At 66.7% G+C, this 14,680-nt stretch carries 16 protein-coding genes; 10 read left to right on the plus strand and 6 right to left on the minus strand.

Annotated features, from left to right (window positions below):
- Positions 1–122: 122 nt before the first annotated feature.
- Together VGV58_RS05130 and VGV58_RS05135 are read left to right on the plus strand one after the other, a co-directional pair.
- Positions 123–1,739 (plus strand): fumarate hydratase, encoded by a 1,617-nt coding sequence (locus VGV58_RS05130; RefSeq protein ID WP_326872894.1) that lies wholly within the window; start codon positions 123–125, stop codon positions 1,737–1,739.
- Positions 1,736–2,068, plus strand: coding sequence for a hypothetical protein (locus VGV58_RS05135; protein WP_326872895.1), 333 nt, complete (start codon positions 1,736–1,738; stop codon positions 2,066–2,068). Before VGV58_RS05130 ends, VGV58_RS05135 begins: the two co-directional genes overlap by 4 nt.
- On the opposite strand, the gene VGV58_RS05140 is transcribed toward VGV58_RS05135, so the two are convergent.
- Both VGV58_RS05140 and VGV58_RS05145 read right to left on the minus strand, forming a co-directional pair.
- Positions 2,069–3,043, minus strand: a complete 975-nt coding sequence (locus VGV58_RS05140) for an alpha/beta hydrolase family protein (protein ID WP_326872896.1) — start codon at positions 3,041–3,043, stop codon at positions 2,069–2,071.
- Positions 3,040–3,900, minus strand: a complete 861-nt coding sequence (locus VGV58_RS05145; RefSeq protein ID WP_326872897.1) for an AraC family transcriptional regulator — start codon at positions 3,898–3,900, stop codon at positions 3,040–3,042. Before VGV58_RS05145 ends, VGV58_RS05140 begins: the two co-directional genes overlap by 4 nt.
- Positions 3,901–4,148: 248 nt before the next feature.
- On the opposite strand from VGV58_RS05145, the gene VGV58_RS05150 reads away from it, so the two are divergent.
- Together VGV58_RS05150 and VGV58_RS05155 are read left to right on the plus strand one after the other, a co-directional pair.
- Positions 4,149–4,814 (plus strand): MBL fold metallo-hydrolase, encoded by a 666-nt coding sequence (locus VGV58_RS05150; RefSeq protein WP_326872898.1) that lies wholly within the window; start codon positions 4,149–4,151, stop codon positions 4,812–4,814.
- 362 nt (positions 4,815–5,176) lie between these two features.
- A complete protein-coding gene (locus VGV58_RS05155; protein ID WP_326872899.1) occupies positions 5,177–6,634 on the plus strand; it encodes a phospholipase D-like domain-containing protein in 1,458 nt (485 codons plus the stop codon).
- Positions 6,635–6,762: 128 nt separating this feature from the next.
- On the opposite strand, the gene VGV58_RS05160 is transcribed toward VGV58_RS05155, so the two are convergent.
- Together VGV58_RS05160 and efp are read right to left on the minus strand one after the other, a co-directional pair.
- Entirely contained in the window at positions 6,763–7,281 is a 519-nt protein-coding gene (locus tag VGV58_RS05160; RefSeq protein ID WP_326872900.1) for a DUF1993 domain-containing protein, read from the minus strand.
- Between the two features lie 92 nt (positions 7,282–7,373).
- Positions 7,374–7,943 carry an elongation factor P gene (efp, locus tag VGV58_RS05165; protein ID WP_326872901.1) on the minus strand — a complete coding sequence of 190 codons (570 nt, stop codon included), beginning with the start codon at positions 7,941–7,943 and terminating at the stop codon, positions 7,374–7,376.
- 133 nt (positions 7,944–8,076) lie between these two features.
- Between efp and epmA the strand changes: the two genes are divergently transcribed.
- From epmA to VGV58_RS05195, 6 genes are all read left to right on the plus strand, one after another.
- Positions 8,077–9,141 carry an EF-P lysine aminoacylase EpmA gene (gene epmA / locus VGV58_RS05170; protein WP_326872902.1) on the plus strand — a complete coding sequence of 355 codons (1,065 nt, stop codon included), beginning with the start codon at positions 8,077–8,079 and terminating at the stop codon, positions 9,139–9,141.
- Positions 9,138–10,202, plus strand: a complete 1,065-nt coding sequence (locus tag VGV58_RS05175) for a lysine-2,3-aminomutase-like protein (protein ID WP_326872903.1) — start codon at positions 9,138–9,140, stop codon at positions 10,200–10,202. The genes epmA and VGV58_RS05175 overlap by 4 nt, the downstream gene beginning before the upstream one ends.
- A 40-nt stretch (positions 10,203–10,242) precedes the next feature.
- Positions 10,243–10,920 carry a DsbA family oxidoreductase gene (locus tag VGV58_RS05180; protein WP_326872904.1) on the plus strand — a complete coding sequence of 226 codons (678 nt, stop codon included), beginning with the start codon at positions 10,243–10,245 and terminating at the stop codon, positions 10,918–10,920.
- A gap of 119 nt (positions 10,921–11,039) precedes the next feature.
- Positions 11,040–11,747, plus strand: a complete 708-nt coding sequence (pyrF, locus tag VGV58_RS05185) for an orotidine-5'-phosphate decarboxylase (RefSeq protein ID WP_326872905.1) — start codon at positions 11,040–11,042, stop codon at positions 11,745–11,747.
- A gap of 35 nt (positions 11,748–11,782) precedes the next feature.
- Positions 11,783–12,070: a DUF1330 domain-containing protein gene (locus VGV58_RS05190; RefSeq protein WP_100962854.1), complete on the plus strand. Its 288-nt coding sequence runs from the start codon at positions 11,783–11,785 to the stop codon at positions 12,068–12,070.
- A gap of 2 nt (positions 12,071–12,072) precedes the next feature.
- Complete coding sequence (locus tag VGV58_RS05195; RefSeq protein WP_326872906.1) at positions 12,073–12,381, plus strand: DUF1330 domain-containing protein; 309 nt, start codon at positions 12,073–12,075, stop codon at positions 12,379–12,381.
- Positions 12,382–12,541: 160 nt separating this feature from the next.
- Here the strand turns inward: VGV58_RS05195 and VGV58_RS05200 are convergent, their stop codons facing one another.
- Both VGV58_RS05200 and VGV58_RS05205 read right to left on the minus strand, forming a co-directional pair.
- Positions 12,542–13,639 carry an NADH:flavin oxidoreductase/NADH oxidase gene (locus VGV58_RS05200; protein WP_326872907.1) on the minus strand — a complete coding sequence of 366 codons (1,098 nt, stop codon included), beginning with the start codon at positions 13,637–13,639 and terminating at the stop codon, positions 12,542–12,544.
- A 20-nt stretch (positions 13,640–13,659) separates the two neighbouring features.
- Complete coding sequence (locus VGV58_RS05205) at positions 13,660–14,598, minus strand: AEC family transporter (protein WP_326872908.1); 939 nt, start codon at positions 14,596–14,598, stop codon at positions 13,660–13,662.
- Positions 14,599–14,680 lie beyond the last annotated feature (82 nt).

The following is a 14,680-nucleotide window of genomic DNA, read 5'->3' on the forward strand; positions in this document are numbered from 1 at the left end:
AGGCGGCCCCCTTCCTTTGAATGATGACAGTCTAGGCTTGGAGGCCTTGCCCCGAGCGGCTATGACGCGGCCGAAGCTGTGAGGCGCCGTGCGCGGCGCCCTCGAACCGCGGAGTGCCGCCGATGGCCTATACCCATGTCGATCTCTTCCCCCTCGGCGAGGACAAGACGCCCTACCGCTCGCTCGGCAACGAGGGCATCAGCGTCGAGACGCTTGGTGGGCGCGAGGTCCTGAGCGTCTCGCGCGAGGCGATCAAGCGGCTCTCCGAGCAGGCCTTCATCGACATCAACCATCTGCTGCGTCCAGGCCACCTCGCGCAGCTCGCCAAGATCCTCGACGATCCCGAGGCGACCGGAAACGACCGCTTCGTCGCTTATGACCTGCTGAAGAACGCCAACATCGCCGCCGGCGGTGTGCTGCCGATGTGCCAGGACACCGGCACGGCGATCATCATGGGCAAGAAGGGCCGCAAGGTCTGGACCGAGGGCGATGACGAGGCGGCGCTCGGCGAGGGCGTCCATGATGCCTATCTCAAGCGCAACCTGCGCTATTCGCAGGTCGCGCCGCTTTCGATGTTCGAGGAGAAGAACACCGCGACCAACCTGCCGGCGCAGATCGACATCTATGCCGAGGGTGAGGACGCCTACAAATTCCTCTTCGTCGCCAAGGGCGGCGGCTCGGCCAACAAGACCTTCCTCTTCCAGGCGACGCCTTCGCTCCTGACCAGGGACCGGATGATGGCGTTCCTGAAGGAGAAGATCCTGACGCTCGGCACCGCCGCCTGCCCCCCCTATCACCTCGCCATCGTCATCGGCGGCACTTCGGCCGAGCAGAACCTCAAGACGGTCAAGCTCGCCTCGACCAAGTATCTCGACGCGCTGCCGACGCAGGGTTCGCCCTCCGGCCACGCCTTCCGCGACCTCGAAATGGAGGAGGAGGTCCACAAGCTGACGCAGGCGCTCGGCGTCGGCGCCCAGTTCGGCGGCAAGTATTTCTGCCATGACGTGCGCGTCATCCGCCTGCCGCGCCACGGCGCCTCGCTGCCGATCGGCCTCGGCGTCTCCTGCTCGGCCGACCGCCAGGCCAAGGGCAAGATCACCAAAGACGGCATCTTCCTCGAGGCGCTGGAGACCGATCCGTCGAAATACCTGCCGGAGATCGACGAGGCCAAGCTCGGCGGTGACGTCGTCAAGATCGACCTCAACCGGCCGATGAGCGAAATTCTCGCCACATTGACGCAATACCCGGTGAAGACCCGGCTCTCGCTGACCGGAACGATCATCGTCGCGCGCGACTCGGCCCATGCCAAGATCCGCGAGCGGCTGGAGAACGGCCAGGGCATGCCGGACTATCTGAAGAATCACCCGGTCTATTATGCAGGCCCGGCCAAGACGCCCGAGGGCTTCGCCTCCGGTTCCTTCGGCCCGACCACGGCTGGCCGGATGGATTCCTTCGTCGACCAGTTCCAGTCCTTCGGCGGCTCGATGGTGATGCTGGCCAAGGGCAACCGGTCCGCGCAGGTCCGCGAGGCCTGCAAGGCCCATGGCGGCTTCTATCTCGGCTCGATCGGCGGCCCGGCGGCGCGCCTCGCCCAGGACTGCATCCGCAAGGTCGAGCTGCTCGAATATCCCGAGCTCGGCATGGAGGCGGTCTGGCGCATCGAAGTCGAGGATTTCCCGGCCTTCATCGTCATCGACGACAAGGGCAACGACTTCTTCAAGGAGCTGAATCTCGGATGATCGTTCGTGCTGCCGTCGCCGCCCTGCTGACCCTGGCTCCTGCTCTCGCATTGGCGCAGCCGCGCCCCGTTCCGGCGACGTGCACGCGTGACCTGTTCCAGAACGAGGCGGCGATGCGCCAGCGGCAATACAAGATGCAGCAGGTCGCCACGGCCGACCAGGCGACGCAATGCGCGGCCTGGCGCGACCATGTCGTCTTCATGCAGAAGGCACGCTCGGTCTTCGCGACCTGCCAGACCGGCCGGCAGCGCGAGGAGAATGTCGCCCAGATGGACCAGTCGCTCGCCGACTACCGCGTGCTGCTCGCCAATCGCTGCGGGCGCCGCTGACTACCTGATCTCTGGCGGCTCGCCGAGCTCAGCCTTGAAGAAGGCGAGCACGCGCGCGTTGAAATCGGTGTGGAAGGCGGCCCGGTCGAAACCGGGCTGGTCGCTGCAGAGTTCTGCAGCCGATTGCGCCAGCTCGGCCGGGCAGGGCGGCAGGAAGGAGAAATGCTGGGAGCCGGGCGCGAGGCGGAAGTCGGGCTTCGTCGGCAGCCAGCCTGCTATGTCCACGATACTTTCCGGAGTGACGCCGTCGCCGCCGCGTTCCGAGCCCCAGAGCTGAACCGGCACCCGTACATTGCTGAAGCTGTCCTGCGTGAAGAAGACGCTCAGCGGATCGACAATGACCGCCGCCTTGATGCGCAGATCATGGCTGAGTTCCGGAAGCGTTCCCATGCGGACCTGCTCGCAAAGCGGTTCGCTCTTGCCCTCGCAGAGTCTGAGGCGCTTGCCGAACTGTGGATTGGCGCCGACGGCGACGAGCCCGGTATAGCCACCGCGGGAAAAGCCGAAGAAACCGATGCGCTCGGCATCGATCCTGGCTGCGTCCGGCCACGAGTCTAGCATATAGTCGATCGTGCGCTTGATGTCGGCCGGGCGCTCGACGAAGATCGGGAACTCGCGCGTCCGGGTCTGGTCCAGGCTGGTGTCGCCGGGATGATTGATCGCGACGACGATGAAACCGGCATCAGCGAGAACCTGCGCCGTGTCGCGATGCCCGAGGAAGCTGCCGGTTCTGCCGTGCGAGACCACGATGAGTGGACGCTTCTCGCCGGCGAGAGGGCAGTTCATGCTGACAGACATGACAAAAGGACCGATCCGCGCCTCGCTCACCGGCTGATTGCACGGGTACCAGACCGCGCCCTTGAGCGGCTGGAGCGCTCCTTCAGCAGGAATGTCGACAGGCTTGAAGCCGGTTGCCTGTGCCAGCGAGGCCGCAAGGCAAAATGCAAGGCTGGAGACGAGATGGCGGAGAGTCATGGCGGGCTCGCGCTGCGGATGGGAATGAACAGATCGGTGCGCAGGGCGGCAGGGGCGATCTCGCGCGACGAGGTATCGAGATAGTGCTCCAGCGTCGGCCGGTCGTCCGGCTCATAGCCGCTGGCCGGCATCCATCTCGTATAAATGGCCTGTGCAGCCGCGTTGATCCGGGTGTATGGGCCGACCAGCCGGTGCACGGCATATCGGCCGCCGGGGATTTCCAGCGTCTCGATTTCCGAGTTTTCTGGCCAGGGATCGGGCGAGGCGATGGCGGCGTAGTATCTGAAGCGGCCGGCATGTTGGGGATTGCCGAATGAGGCGCCCCATTTCTCCGAGATGGTGCGTGGACCAGCGCGCAGGCGCAGCTGTCGATGCGTATGGGGGATGGTCGCGAACGATCCGACGTGTCGCAGCGCACGAAGTTGCCGTGTCGGCCGCTCGACGATCGCAACCGCCGGCAAGGTAGAGTCGCCCGGGAGCAGCGGCGCCATTTCGGCAGCGTCGAACGCCTGCTTCATCTGTTGCCGGAAGGCGCGTGGCGGCTGCCCGGTGAACTCGTGGAAGGCACGGGTGAAGGCTTGCGGGCTGTCGTAGCCGACCGCCAGAGCCACTTGCGTGATGCTCTCATTAGAGCCGGTCAGCAGACGGGTCGCGAGCGCCAGCCGGACGCGGCGGACGGTGGCGGCCACCGTCTCGCCGACGACGCCCGCATAGACGCGGTGAAAATGAAAGGGCGAGAAGTTGGCGAGGCGCGCGAGATCGTCGAGACGGAAGTTGGCCATCGGGTCGGCGATGATGGCCGCGACCGCGCGTGCCACGCGGGTGCGATAATCCCGTTCTGTTCGATCGTTGGCCATGGCTGGTAGCTTGCCCTATCGCTGCGCCGGAAACTTAGCTGCTTTTGCTAAAATGTCCGGGTGTCGATCCGTGCATCGCCTCATCCTGCCCCCGGATCGCCTCATGGATATGAGTGCTGGGCTCGCCTTGCTTCCGAACGCGGCGGGCGAATGGGTTTGGGCAAGGCGGCGTTTGGAGTATGGCACTCGTGCAGGCGCTTCTACCGTTTGCACGGCTGGTTCGATTTGAACGATGACGGGATGATGGAATGACTGACGACGTGACCTCCCCGCTCGGCATCGCCGTCGTGCCGGTGACGGCTTTCCAGCAGAACTGCTCGATCGTCTGGTGCACGCGCACCAAGGAGGCTGCGGTCGTCGATCCCGGCGGCGATGTCGAGCGCATCCGCGGCGCGCTCAAGGAGCTCGGCGTCACGCCGGTCGCGATCTGGCTGACGCATGGCCATATCGACCATGCCGGCGGCGCGACCGAACTCGCCGGCGTGCTCAATCTGCCGATCATCGGTCCGCACGAGGCCGACAAGTTCCTGCTCGACGCATTGCCGCAGCAGGGCCTGATGTTCGAGATGCGCGGCGTGCAGGCGGTGACCCCGACGCGCTGGCTCGCCGAGGGCGACACCGTCTCGGTCGGGGATGTCGAATTCTCCGTCCAGCATGTGCCGGGGCATACGCCCGGCCATGTCACGCTCTTCCAGAAGGACCTGCGCTTCCTGCTCGCCGGCGACACGGTCTTCGCCGGCTCGGTCGGCCGCACCGATTTCCCCTATGGCAACCACAAGGACCTGATCGGCGGGATCAAGGGCAAGCTGCTGCCGCTTGGCGACGACGTCCAGTTCCTGCCCGGCCATGGCCCGGCGAGCACGCTCGGCGAGGAGCGCAAGACCAATCCGTTCCTGCAGGGGAATTCGCACTAGCAGTGCCGTCATTCTCGGGCGGAGCGAAGCGCAGACCCGAGAATCTCTGGACGAGAAGGCGGCGGTCGGAGCCTCATCCGGGCTGAGATGCTCGGGGCGAGCCCGAGCATGACGCGGTTGAAAGGTGCCCAGAAACGCTAACGGCCATGTCCGGAAGGGCGCGCGTACATCCGGCGTCGCTGCCTTCGGGTTCATGGCCGTCTTCAACGGAACGGAGGGCGGTGGAACGCCCTCGACATTGCCGTGACCCCGATATGGGATTGTGATCCCGTCATTGCAAGGGGCAGGTCCAGGAAAGTGGGCCACGTGTTTAGGCGCCAGACTGCGTTGCCGGTTTCGCTGCCCATGCGATAGTCGCGGCCATGTGGGAGATTCTGTCCGCCTATTGGCCGCATATTCTCGGCTTCGTCTCGCTGGCGTTGACCGTGGTCGCCGCCAGCCATGCTGCGATGACCAAGGACGAGGTCCGTGCCGCCATCGGCTGGGTTGGCGTCATCGTGCTCTCGCCGATCATCGGGCCGCTGATCTATGCGGTCGGCGGCATCAACCGTATCCGCCGCGCCTCGATCGTCTCGCAGCGCCGGCACGGATTCGGCGTCCTTTCGAAGGCGCAGACCTTCGAGGTCTCGGATGCCGAGGTCGCCGGCGATGTCGGACGCCGCTTCGCTGCCCTGAAGACGCTCGGCGACAAGGCGACCCGCCGCCATCTCAAGACCGGCAATGCCATCACGGTGCTGAGGAGCGGCGACGAGGCCTATGCCGCGATGATTGCGGCGATCACGTCGGCCGAGCGTTCGATCATCCTGGAAACCTATATCTTCGACCGCGATCCACTCGGCCTGCGTGTCGCCGACGCGCTGATCGCGGCCCATGGGCGCGGCATCGCGGTGCGCGTGCTGATCGACGCTGTCGGTGCCCGCTATTCGGTGCCGAGCATCGTCGGCTACCTGCAGAAGGGCGGCGTGCCGGTCGACGTCTTCAACGGCAACATCATCATCGGCCTGAGATTGCCCTATGCGAACCTGCGCACGCACCGCAAGCTGCTGGTCGTCGACGGGCGCATCGCCTTCGCCGGCGGCATGAACATCCGCCAGGGCTTCACCACCGAATTCGCCGGTGACGTCGCCGCGCACGATACGCATTTCCGGGTCGAGGGGCCGGTCGTCGAGGATCTGTTCGGCGTCGCGGCCGAGGATTGGCGCTTCGCCTCCGGCGAGGAGCTCACTGGCGATCTCTGGGCGGTCACGCCTCAGGCCGCAGCACAGGGGCCGACCGTGCTGATGCGTGCCGTCGCCTCCGGCCCCGACGCCAGCCTGGAGACCAACCACAAGCTGCTGATCGGCGCCTTCTCGGTGGCGCGGACCTCAATCCGGATCATGTCGCCCTATTTCCTGCCGGATCGCGAATTGATCAGTGCGCTGGTCACGGCGGCGCGGCGCGGCGTCGCCATCGACATCGTCGTGCCCGATGTCAACAATCTCGTCCTGGTCGACCGCGCCATGCGGGCGCAGTTCGACCAGGTGCTGAAGGATGGCTGCCGGATCTGGCGCGCCACCGGCTCCTTCGACCATTCCAAGCTGCTGGCGATCGACGGGACCTGGGCCTATGTCGGCTCGTCCAACCTCGATGCGCGCTCGCTCAGGCTGAATTTCGAGATCGATCTCGAAGTGCTCGACGAAAGCTTCGCCCGCGGTATCGAGGAACGCATCGATGCGGCGATCGGAAGGGCGCGTCCGGTCACGCTGAAGGAATTGCGAGCGAGATCTTTCCCCTTGCGCCTGCTCGACCGGATGCTCTGGCTCTGCTCGCCATATTTGTGAAGCGGGCGGCGTTTCGAAGCGGCCTTTGCCGTCATGGTCGGGCTTGTCCCGACCATCCACGCCTTCCTTCCAATGAAGTGTTCAAGGCGTGGATGCTCGCCACAAGGGCGAGCATGACGCGTAAAGGCTCAAGCGTCGAACACGCCCTTCAAAAAGTCCTGCTTGCCGATCTGGAAGCCGTTCTCGCGCAGGATGTCGTAGGCGGTCGTGGCGTGGAAGTAGAAGTTCGGCACGGCGAAGCGGGTGAGGTAGTCGGCGCCCTTCATCGTCACGGTCGCCGAGGGGCCGCGCGGGAAGGTCACGTCCTTGTCGAGGCCGGCATCGAGCGCCGCCTTGTCGATCGACGCGATGAAGTCGAGGGTTTTCGCGATCCGCGCCTTCAGCTCCTCGAAGCTCTTCTCCTCGTCGGGGAAGCGGGGATTCTCCGCCCCGCTGACCCGCGCTGCCGCGTTCTTGGCGAAATCGGACATGAGCTGAACCTGCCGGGTGAAGGACAGCATGTCCGGCGCGAGCCGGCTCGCCAGCAGCACCTCCGCCTGGATCTTGCGTTGGGAGGCCTCCGCCGTTGCCTTGTCGAGGATGGCGTCGAGCGCCTTCAGGGTCTGGATGAAACCAGGGAAGACGGCGTCATAGGCGGAAAGCGGCATCGGAAGACCTCACCAACGAAAACGGGCCCGGAAAGGGCCCGCTGCGTTCGTCGATATAAGCCTTTTGCCGCCGATGTCAGCGGGCGCCTGTGTCAGTCCTTGGCGCGCTCGACATAGGAGCCGTCGGCGGTCATCACCACGATGCGGGTGCCGACGCCGACATGCGGCGGCACGGCGCTACGCACGCCGTTGGAGAGGATCGCCGGCTTGTAGGAGGAGGAGGCCGTCTGGCCCTTGGTCACCGGCTCGGTCTCTGCGACCTCGAGGGTGACGCGCTGCGGCAGCTCGATCGCGACGGCTCGGTCGTCGAAGACCGAGAGCGTGACCTTCATGCCTTCCTGGAGATAGGGCGCCATGTCGCCGACCACGTCGCCATCGACCGGGAGCTGGTCGTAGGTCTCGGGGTTCATGAAGACGTACTGCGCGCCGTCCTGGTAGAGATAGGTGAAGTCGCGATCCTCGACATAGGCGCGCTCGACCTGCTCGGTCGTCTTGTAGCGCTGCGTGACCTTCACGCCGTCGGCGATACGGCGCATGTCGATCTGCGTCGTCGGCGTGCCCTTGCCCGGGAAGAAGCTCTCGGCCGAGAGCACCGAGCAGAGATGCCCGTCGACTTCGAGGACGTTGCCCTTGCGGACGGAAGAGGCGATGACCTTGACCACGTGACTATTTCCTTGGCTGGCGCGGGCGCTGTCCGCGCGCTATGCGAAATCCTGTGCCGCGCCACTACCGCATTCGGGACGTAAACGGAAGCGCGCAGGCCGGTTTGCATGGCTTTCGGCGCAGAGAGATGTGATGAGCCAGACCCACCCGCCCTTCTGGCGGCCGGACATCCATGCCGACCGGCGCCCGGCTCTGCTCGCGCGCGGGCGGATCAAGACGGCGCTGCGGCGCTGGTTCGAAGCCCGCGACTTCATCGAGGTCGAGGCCGCGATCCTGCAGGTCTCGCCGGGGAACGAGACGCATCTGCACGGCTTTTCGACGGTGTTGATCGACGATGCCGGCGCCGGCTATCCCTATTATCTGCACACCTCGCCGGAATTCGCCGCCAAGAAGCTGCTGGCGGCCGGCGAGCCGCGCCTATTCGATTTCGCCCGGGTCTTCCGCAATCGCGAGCGCACCGCGCTGCACCATCCAGAGTTCACCATGCTGGAGTGGTATCGCGCGGGGGAAGACTATGAGGCGCTGATGCGCGACTGCGCCGCGCTGCTGGCCGAGACCGCCCGCGCTGCCGGCACGACGATGCTGCGCTGGCGCGGCAGCGAGGTCGACCCCTTCGCCGAGCCCGAGCGCGTGACCTTGCACGAGGCCTTCGCTTGCCATGCCGGCATCGACCTGCTGGCGACGATCGCGGGCAATGGCGCGGTCGATCGTGCGGCGCTGGCTGCGCAAGCCCAGGCCGCCGGCATCCGCCTTGCCGAGGATGACAGCTGGTCCGACGTCTTCAGCCGCGTCCTCTCCGAGAAGGTCGAGCCTGAACTCGGCCGCGGCCGCGCCACCATCCTGTGCGAATACCCGATCTCTGAGGCGGCGCTGGCCCGGCCCAAGCCTGGTGATCCGCGCGTCGCCGAGCGTTTCGAGTTCTATGCCTGCGGCGTCGAGCTCGCCAACGCCTTCGGCGAGCTGACCGATCCGGCCGAGCAGCGCCGGCGTTTCGAGGCCGACATGGACGAGAAGCAACGCATCTATGGCGAGCGCTATCCGATCGACGAGGATTTCCTCGCGGCGCTCAGCCTGATGCCGCAGGCGTCCGGCATCGCGCTCGGCTTCGACCGGCTGGTCATGCTCGCCACCGGCGCGCGCCGGATCGAGGATGTGCTCTGGACGCCGGTCGCGGAACCGGGCAGGGGAGGGCGATGACGATCCACCAGCCGCCCGGCCAGCCGCTCAGGACGCTCGACGCCCTCGTCGAGCGTGGCCTCATCGCGCCCGGAAAGCGTGAGGCGCTGGCAGAGGTGGCGAAGCGCTATGCCGTTTCGGTGACGCCGGCGATCGCGGCGCTGATCGATCCGGCCGACGAGGCCGACCCGATCGCCCGCCAGTTCATTCCTGATGCGGCCGAGCTGACGACCCTGCCGGAAGAGCTCGCCGACCCGATCGGCGATGAGGCGCACTCGCCGGTCGAGGGCGTGGTCCATCGCTATCCTGACCGGGCCTTGCTCAAGCTCGTCCATGCCTGCCCGGTCTATTGCCGCTTCTGCTTCCGCCGCGAAATGGTCGGCCCCGGCGGCGATGCCCTGACCGGCGACAAGCTCGACGCTGCGCTCGCCTATCTGACCTCCCACCCGGAAATCTGGGAGGTGATCATGACTGGCGGCGACCCGTTGATCCTCTCCGCCCGGCGCGTGCGCGAGGTGGCGAAGCGCCTCGCCGCGATCCGGCATATCAAGGTGGCGCGCTGGCATACGCGCGTGCCGATGGTCCAGCCCGAGCGTATCACCGAGGACTATGCCCGCGCGCTGCGCATCCCCGGCAAGGCGAGCTACATCGCCGTCCACGCCAACCATCCACGCGAGTTCACCGCGGATTCGAAGGCAGCGCTGGCGCGCCTCGCCGATGCCGGCCATGTCCTGATCAGCCAGAGCGTGCTGCTCAAGGGCGTCAACGCCGATGTCGCGACGCTGTCGGCGCTGATGCGCGCCTTCGTCGAGAACCGGGTCAAGCCCTATTACCTGCACCATCCCGATCTCGCGCCGGGCACCTCGCATTTCCGGCTCTCGCTGGCGGAAGGGCAGGCGCTGGTCAAAAGCCTGCGCGGCAACCTTTCCGGCCTGTGCCAGCCGACCTATATCCTCGACATCCCCGGCGGGGCCGGCAAGATTCCGGTCGGACCCGCCTTCCTTTCGGGCTGCGAGACGCCCGGCGCGCAAGGCTTCGCGGAGGATCGCCATGGCGACCTCCACGCCTATCCGCCGGCCTGACGTAAGCCTCGCCGCGGCGTTCCGCGAAGGATCAAAGGCCATGCTGACCCCCTCCGCGCCCGACAAGCTGCCGCTCGCGATCGTCTCCGACATCGCCTGCCCCTGGTGCTTCATCGGCAAGACCCGGCTCGAGACCGCGCTCGCCAACCACAATCTCACCGAGCGCGTGGCCATCACCTGGCTGCCCTATGAGCTCAATCCGGAGATGCCGGCCGAGGGCATGGACCGCACAGCCTATCTCGATGGCAAGTTCGGCCCGGGCAAGCGCCGCGAGATCGAACTGCGCCTGTCCGAGGCGGCGCTGGAGAGCGGCGTCACCTTCAACTGGGCGAAGGTCACGAAAAGCGTCAACACCCGCATGGCGCATATGCTGGTCGCCGCTGCTGCGACCGTGCAGCGCGGCGGCGAGATGACCGCGGCGCTGTTCAAGGCCTATTGGCAGGATGGGCGCGACATCGGCGACTTCGAGACGCTGGTCGCGATCGCCGTCGAGCAGGGCTTCGACGAGCAGGCGGCGCGCGACGAACTCGCCAATGACGAGTTGCGCGAGACCATTATCGGACTTGAGGCGCATGCCCAAAAGGTCGGCGTCACCGGCGTGCCCTTCTTCATCGTCGACGGCAAGCTCGCCGTCTCCGGCGCCCAGCCGCCGGAGGTCTGGACGCAGGTGTTTGCGCAGGTGCTGGCGGGCCGGCAGCAGGGCGACGAGGATGAGTGAGGCGTTCTGCAGCGCATCCGCTGTGGGATCGAAAAAAAGATCTGTCTCAAAACTGAGATAATCCTTGCGCCGCAGCTCGAATTGTGCCTTTCACCCAAGAGCAGGTGGAGGGCAGGGCGATGACGCAGAAGATCAACGATCTCCGGGACCGCATGATCGTCGCGCTCGACGTGCCGACGGTCTGGGACGCCTATCGCATCGTCTCGACGCTCGGCGACGGTGCGAGCTTCTACAAGATCGGTTATCGGCTTGCCTTCGCCGGCGGACTCGATCTCGCTCGCCAGCTCGTCACCGAGGGCAAGAAGGTTTTTCTCGATCTCAAGCTGCACGACATCGGCAATACCGTCACCGAGGGCGTGGAGTCGCTGACCAAGCTCGGCGTCACCTTCCTCACCGTGCACGCTTATCCGCAGACCATGCGCGGCGCGGTCGAGGGCCGCGGCGAGGCGGCGCTGAAGCTGCTCGCCGTCACCGCTTTAACCTCCTATGACGATGGCGACCTCAAGGATGCCGGCTACGGGCTCGCGGTGCGCGATCTCGTGCGCATGCGCGCCCAGCAGGCCCGCACCGCCGGCGTCGACGGCATCGTCTGCTCTGCCGCCGAGACCGAGATCGTCCGCGATGTCATCGGCCCCGACATGGCGATCGTCACCCCCGGCATCCGCCCGGCCGGCAGCGCCGCCGGCGACCAGAAGCGCACGCTCACCCCGGCCGAGGCGATCCGCGCCGGCGCCGACCATCTCGTCGTCGGGCGTCCCATCATCCGCGCGGCAGACCCGCGTGCAGCGGCCGCCGCGGTCATGGACGAGATCGCGAGCGCCGCTTAGTCTGCCGCTCCTTTCCATCGGATACGGACACGGCAATGCCCAAGGGATATGTGATCGGTCGCGCCAAGGTGACCAATGCGACGCAATGGGCGGTCTACGCTGCCAAGGCCTCCGAGGTGATCAAGCAATATGGCGGCACGCCTTTGGTGCGCGGCGGCCAGATGTCGGTCGGTGAAGGCGAGGGCCGGGCCCGCAACGTCGTCCTCGAATTCCCCGATTACGCGGCGGCCAAGGCCTATCTGTTCTCGGTCGAGTATGGCGAGGCGCGCAAGCTGCGCGAGGGCGCCGGCGAGATCGACCTGATCGCGGTCGAGGGGGCGTGAGCATGGCGAAAGGCTACTGGATCGCCCGCGTCGACGTGCAGAACGAGTCGGAATACGCCACCTACCGCTCGCTCAACGCCATCGCCTTCGCCAAATACGGCGCCAGGTTCGTCGTCCGCGGCGGCGAGTACAAGCTCGCCCGCGGCGAGGGCCGCAAGCACAACGTCGTCATCGAGTTCAAGGATGTCGAGACGGCGCGGGCCTGCTATGACTCGCCTGAGTATCAGGCGGCGGTGCAGCACCTCGCCAAGGTCGGCCCGGTCGATCTGGTCATCATCGAGGGCTATGAGGGCACGCAGCCGGGCGATTGAGCCCGGCTCCCGCATTCAAACTCTTTTCAAGTCATCCCGGGCGACCGAAGGGAGACCCGGGATCCATGCCTGAGCCTCTTTCGGAAAGGCTCCGGAATGGATCCCGGATCAGCGCGGCTTCGCCGCTCGTCCGGGATGACTAACCTTGTGGGTCGACTGCTCAGCTCTCGAACAGCGTCCGGAACCGGCTCGGCTGCGAGCGCAGATACTGTTTCGGCGCCTTGACGCTGGCGCCGAGATGGGCGGCAGCATGCCATGGCCAGCGCGGCTCGTAGAGGATGCCGCGCGCCAGCGCGACCATGTCGGCATCGCCGCCGGCGACCACCGCCTCGGCATGCTCGTAATCCGTGATCAGGCCGACGGCGATGGTCGGCACGTCCGTCGCCGCCTTCACCGCCCTTGCCAGCGGCACCTGATAGCCCGGCGACAGCGCGATCTTCTGCGCGGCCGAGACGCCGCCGCTGGAAACGTGGATGAAGCTGACGCCGCGCGCCTTCAGCGCCTGCGAGAAGGCGATGGTCTGGCCGATGTCCCAGCCGCCCTCGACCCAGTCGGTCCCGGAGACACGTACGCCGACCGGGATCGTGGCCGGGACCGCCTCGCGCACCGCGTCGAAGACCTCGAGCGGAAAGCGCATGCGGTTCTCCAGCGAGCCGCCATAGGCGTCGTCGCGCTGGTTCGCCAGTGGCGACAGGAACTGGTGTAGCAGATAGCCATGGGCGCAATGCAGCTCGATCGCCTGCAGGCCGAGCCGCACCGCCCGGCGCGCCGTTGCGACGAAGGCCTCACGGATCCGCTTCAACCCGGCTGAATCGATCGGCAGCGGCGGCCGGTCCTTGGCCTGCATCGGCAAGGCCGAGGGCGCGAGCGTCTGCCAGCCGCGATCCTCGAGCGGGCGCAGCCCGCCGCCGGTCCAGGGCGAATGGACCGAGGCCTTGCGGCCGGCATGGCCGAGCTGGATGCCGATCGGCATGTCGGAGTGGCGGCGGATGGCGTCGAGCACGCGCGCCAGTGCCGCCTCGTTCGCATCGCTCCACAGGCCGAGATCGTCCGGGCTGATCCGCCCCTCCGGCTCGACCGCCGTCGCCTCGATGATCAGCAGTCCGGCACCCGACAGGGAGAGATTGCCGAGATGGATCAGGTGCCAGTCCGTCGCCGAGCCCTCCTCGGCCGAATACTGGCACATCGGCGCGATCACGATGCGGTTCGAAAGGTGCAGGCCGCCGAGGTCGAAAGGCTGGAAGAGCTGGCTGGGCATGGACGTCTCCGGGCAGACGATCAGGGCGAGATCAGCCAGATCGCGAGGGGGAAGGTGAGGGCGGCTGCGGCAGTCGAAATCACGATCGCCGCCGCGATCGGGCGGCTGCCGGTGTCGAAGCGTTCGGAAATGACGAAGACATTGGCCGCGATCGGCAGCGCTGCATAGAGCACGCCGGCCTGGACCCAGAACGGATCGAGCTTCAGCACCAGCGCCAGAACCACCCAGGTCAGCAGGGGATGCAGGACGAGCTTGCCGACGACCAGTGGCAGGACGCCGCGCAAAGGCAGCCTGCCCTGCCGGCTCCACTGGAAGGCGGCGATGCCGAGCGCGAAGACGCCGACCGGCGCCGCCGAGGCGCCGAGGAAGAGCAGGAACCGCTCGACCGGTTCCGGCAGCGCGACCCCGCTCAGCGACAGGGCGATGCCGGCCATGATCGAGAGCATGAATGGGTTGACGATCGTACCCCGGAGGAGCCGGAGCGCGATCGCCAGCGGCGAACCCCGGCCGCGTCCGGCCTCGATCAATCCGATCGAGAGCGGCACGATCAGGGCGGTGTCGCAGATCAGGCCGATCGCGATCGGCGCCGCGGCGCCGTCGCCGAGGAAGGCGAGCATCAGCGGGATGCCGAGGAAGGCGAAATTGCCGCCGACCAGTGCTTGGCCCCGCGACACGGCATTGGTGAAGGGCAGGCCGAGCAGGCGCCGCTGCACCGCGATGGCGAGGGCGAGCACCGCGACCCCGATCAGCGCGAGCGCCGCGAAGAAGACGGCGTTCCACAATTCCGCGATAGGCTGGCGCGACATCACCCGCAGCACCATCGCCGGCGTCGCCACCATGAAAGCGAAGGTGTTGAACACCCTGACCGTGTCGGCCGCGAACATGCCGCGCCAGGCGGTGAAGGCGCCGAGCGCGATCACCGCGAAGAAGGGCGTGCTGGTGGCGAGGAACTGCAGCATGAACGGACCGGTCGCCCGCCTGGCGGGCCTGTGCGATCGCGCTAGCAGATTTCAGCAAGGCGCGCGGCTGCCATGGGCGCAT

Origin of the sequence: Allobosea sp., assembly GCF_035944895.1 — a bacterium.
In the GTDB taxonomy this organism is placed as follows: Bacteria; Pseudomonadota; Alphaproteobacteria; order Rhizobiales; family Beijerinckiaceae; genus Allobosea.

What these genes read in the sequence shown, in the direction of transcription:
- VGV58_RS05150 (WP_326872898.1), top strand. Translation starts at nt 4,149, where the DNA reads ATGACTGACGACGTGACCTCCCCGCTCGGCATCGCCGTCGTGCCGGTG.
- VGV58_RS05190 (WP_100962854.1), top strand. Translation starts at nt 11,783, where the DNA reads ATGCCCAAGGGATATGTGATCGGTCGCGCCAAGGTGACCAATGCGACG.
- VGV58_RS05140 (WP_326872896.1), bottom strand. Translation starts at nt 3,043, where the DNA reads ATGACTCTCCGCCATCTCGTCTCCAGCCTTGCATTTTGCCTTGCGGCC.
- VGV58_RS05160 (WP_326872900.1), bottom strand. Translation starts at nt 7,281, where the DNA reads ATGCCGCTTTCCGCCTATGACGCCGTCTTCCCTGGTTTCATCCAGACC.
- VGV58_RS05205 (WP_326872908.1), bottom strand. Translation starts at nt 14,598, where the DNA reads ATGCTGCAGTTCCTCGCCACCAGCACGCCCTTCTTCGCGGTGATCGCG.
- VGV58_RS05135 (WP_326872895.1), top strand. Translation starts at nt 1,736, where the DNA reads ATGATCGTTCGTGCTGCCGTCGCCGCCCTGCTGACCCTGGCTCCTGCT.
- VGV58_RS05175 (WP_326872903.1), top strand. Translation starts at nt 9,138, where the DNA reads ATGACGATCCACCAGCCGCCCGGCCAGCCGCTCAGGACGCTCGACGCC.
- pyrF (WP_326872905.1), top strand. Translation starts at nt 11,040, where the DNA reads ATGACGCAGAAGATCAACGATCTCCGGGACCGCATGATCGTCGCGCTC.
- VGV58_RS05130 (WP_326872894.1), top strand. Translation starts at nt 123, where the DNA reads ATGGCCTATACCCATGTCGATCTCTTCCCCCTCGGCGAGGACAAGACG.
- VGV58_RS05180 (WP_326872904.1), top strand. Translation starts at nt 10,243, where the DNA reads ATGCTGACCCCCTCCGCGCCCGACAAGCTGCCGCTCGCGATCGTCTCC.
- VGV58_RS05155 (WP_326872899.1), top strand. Translation starts at nt 5,177, where the DNA reads ATGTGGGAGATTCTGTCCGCCTATTGGCCGCATATTCTCGGCTTCGTC.
- epmA (WP_326872902.1), top strand. Translation starts at nt 8,077, where the DNA reads ATGAGCCAGACCCACCCGCCCTTCTGGCGGCCGGACATCCATGCCGAC.
- VGV58_RS05200 (WP_326872907.1), bottom strand. Translation starts at nt 13,639, where the DNA reads ATGCCCAGCCAGCTCTTCCAGCCTTTCGACCTCGGCGGCCTGCACCTT.
- VGV58_RS05145 (WP_326872897.1), bottom strand. Translation starts at nt 3,900, where the DNA reads ATGGCCAACGATCGAACAGAACGGGATTATCGCACCCGCGTGGCACGC.
- VGV58_RS05195 (WP_326872906.1), top strand. Translation starts at nt 12,073, where the DNA reads ATGGCGAAAGGCTACTGGATCGCCCGCGTCGACGTGCAGAACGAGTCG.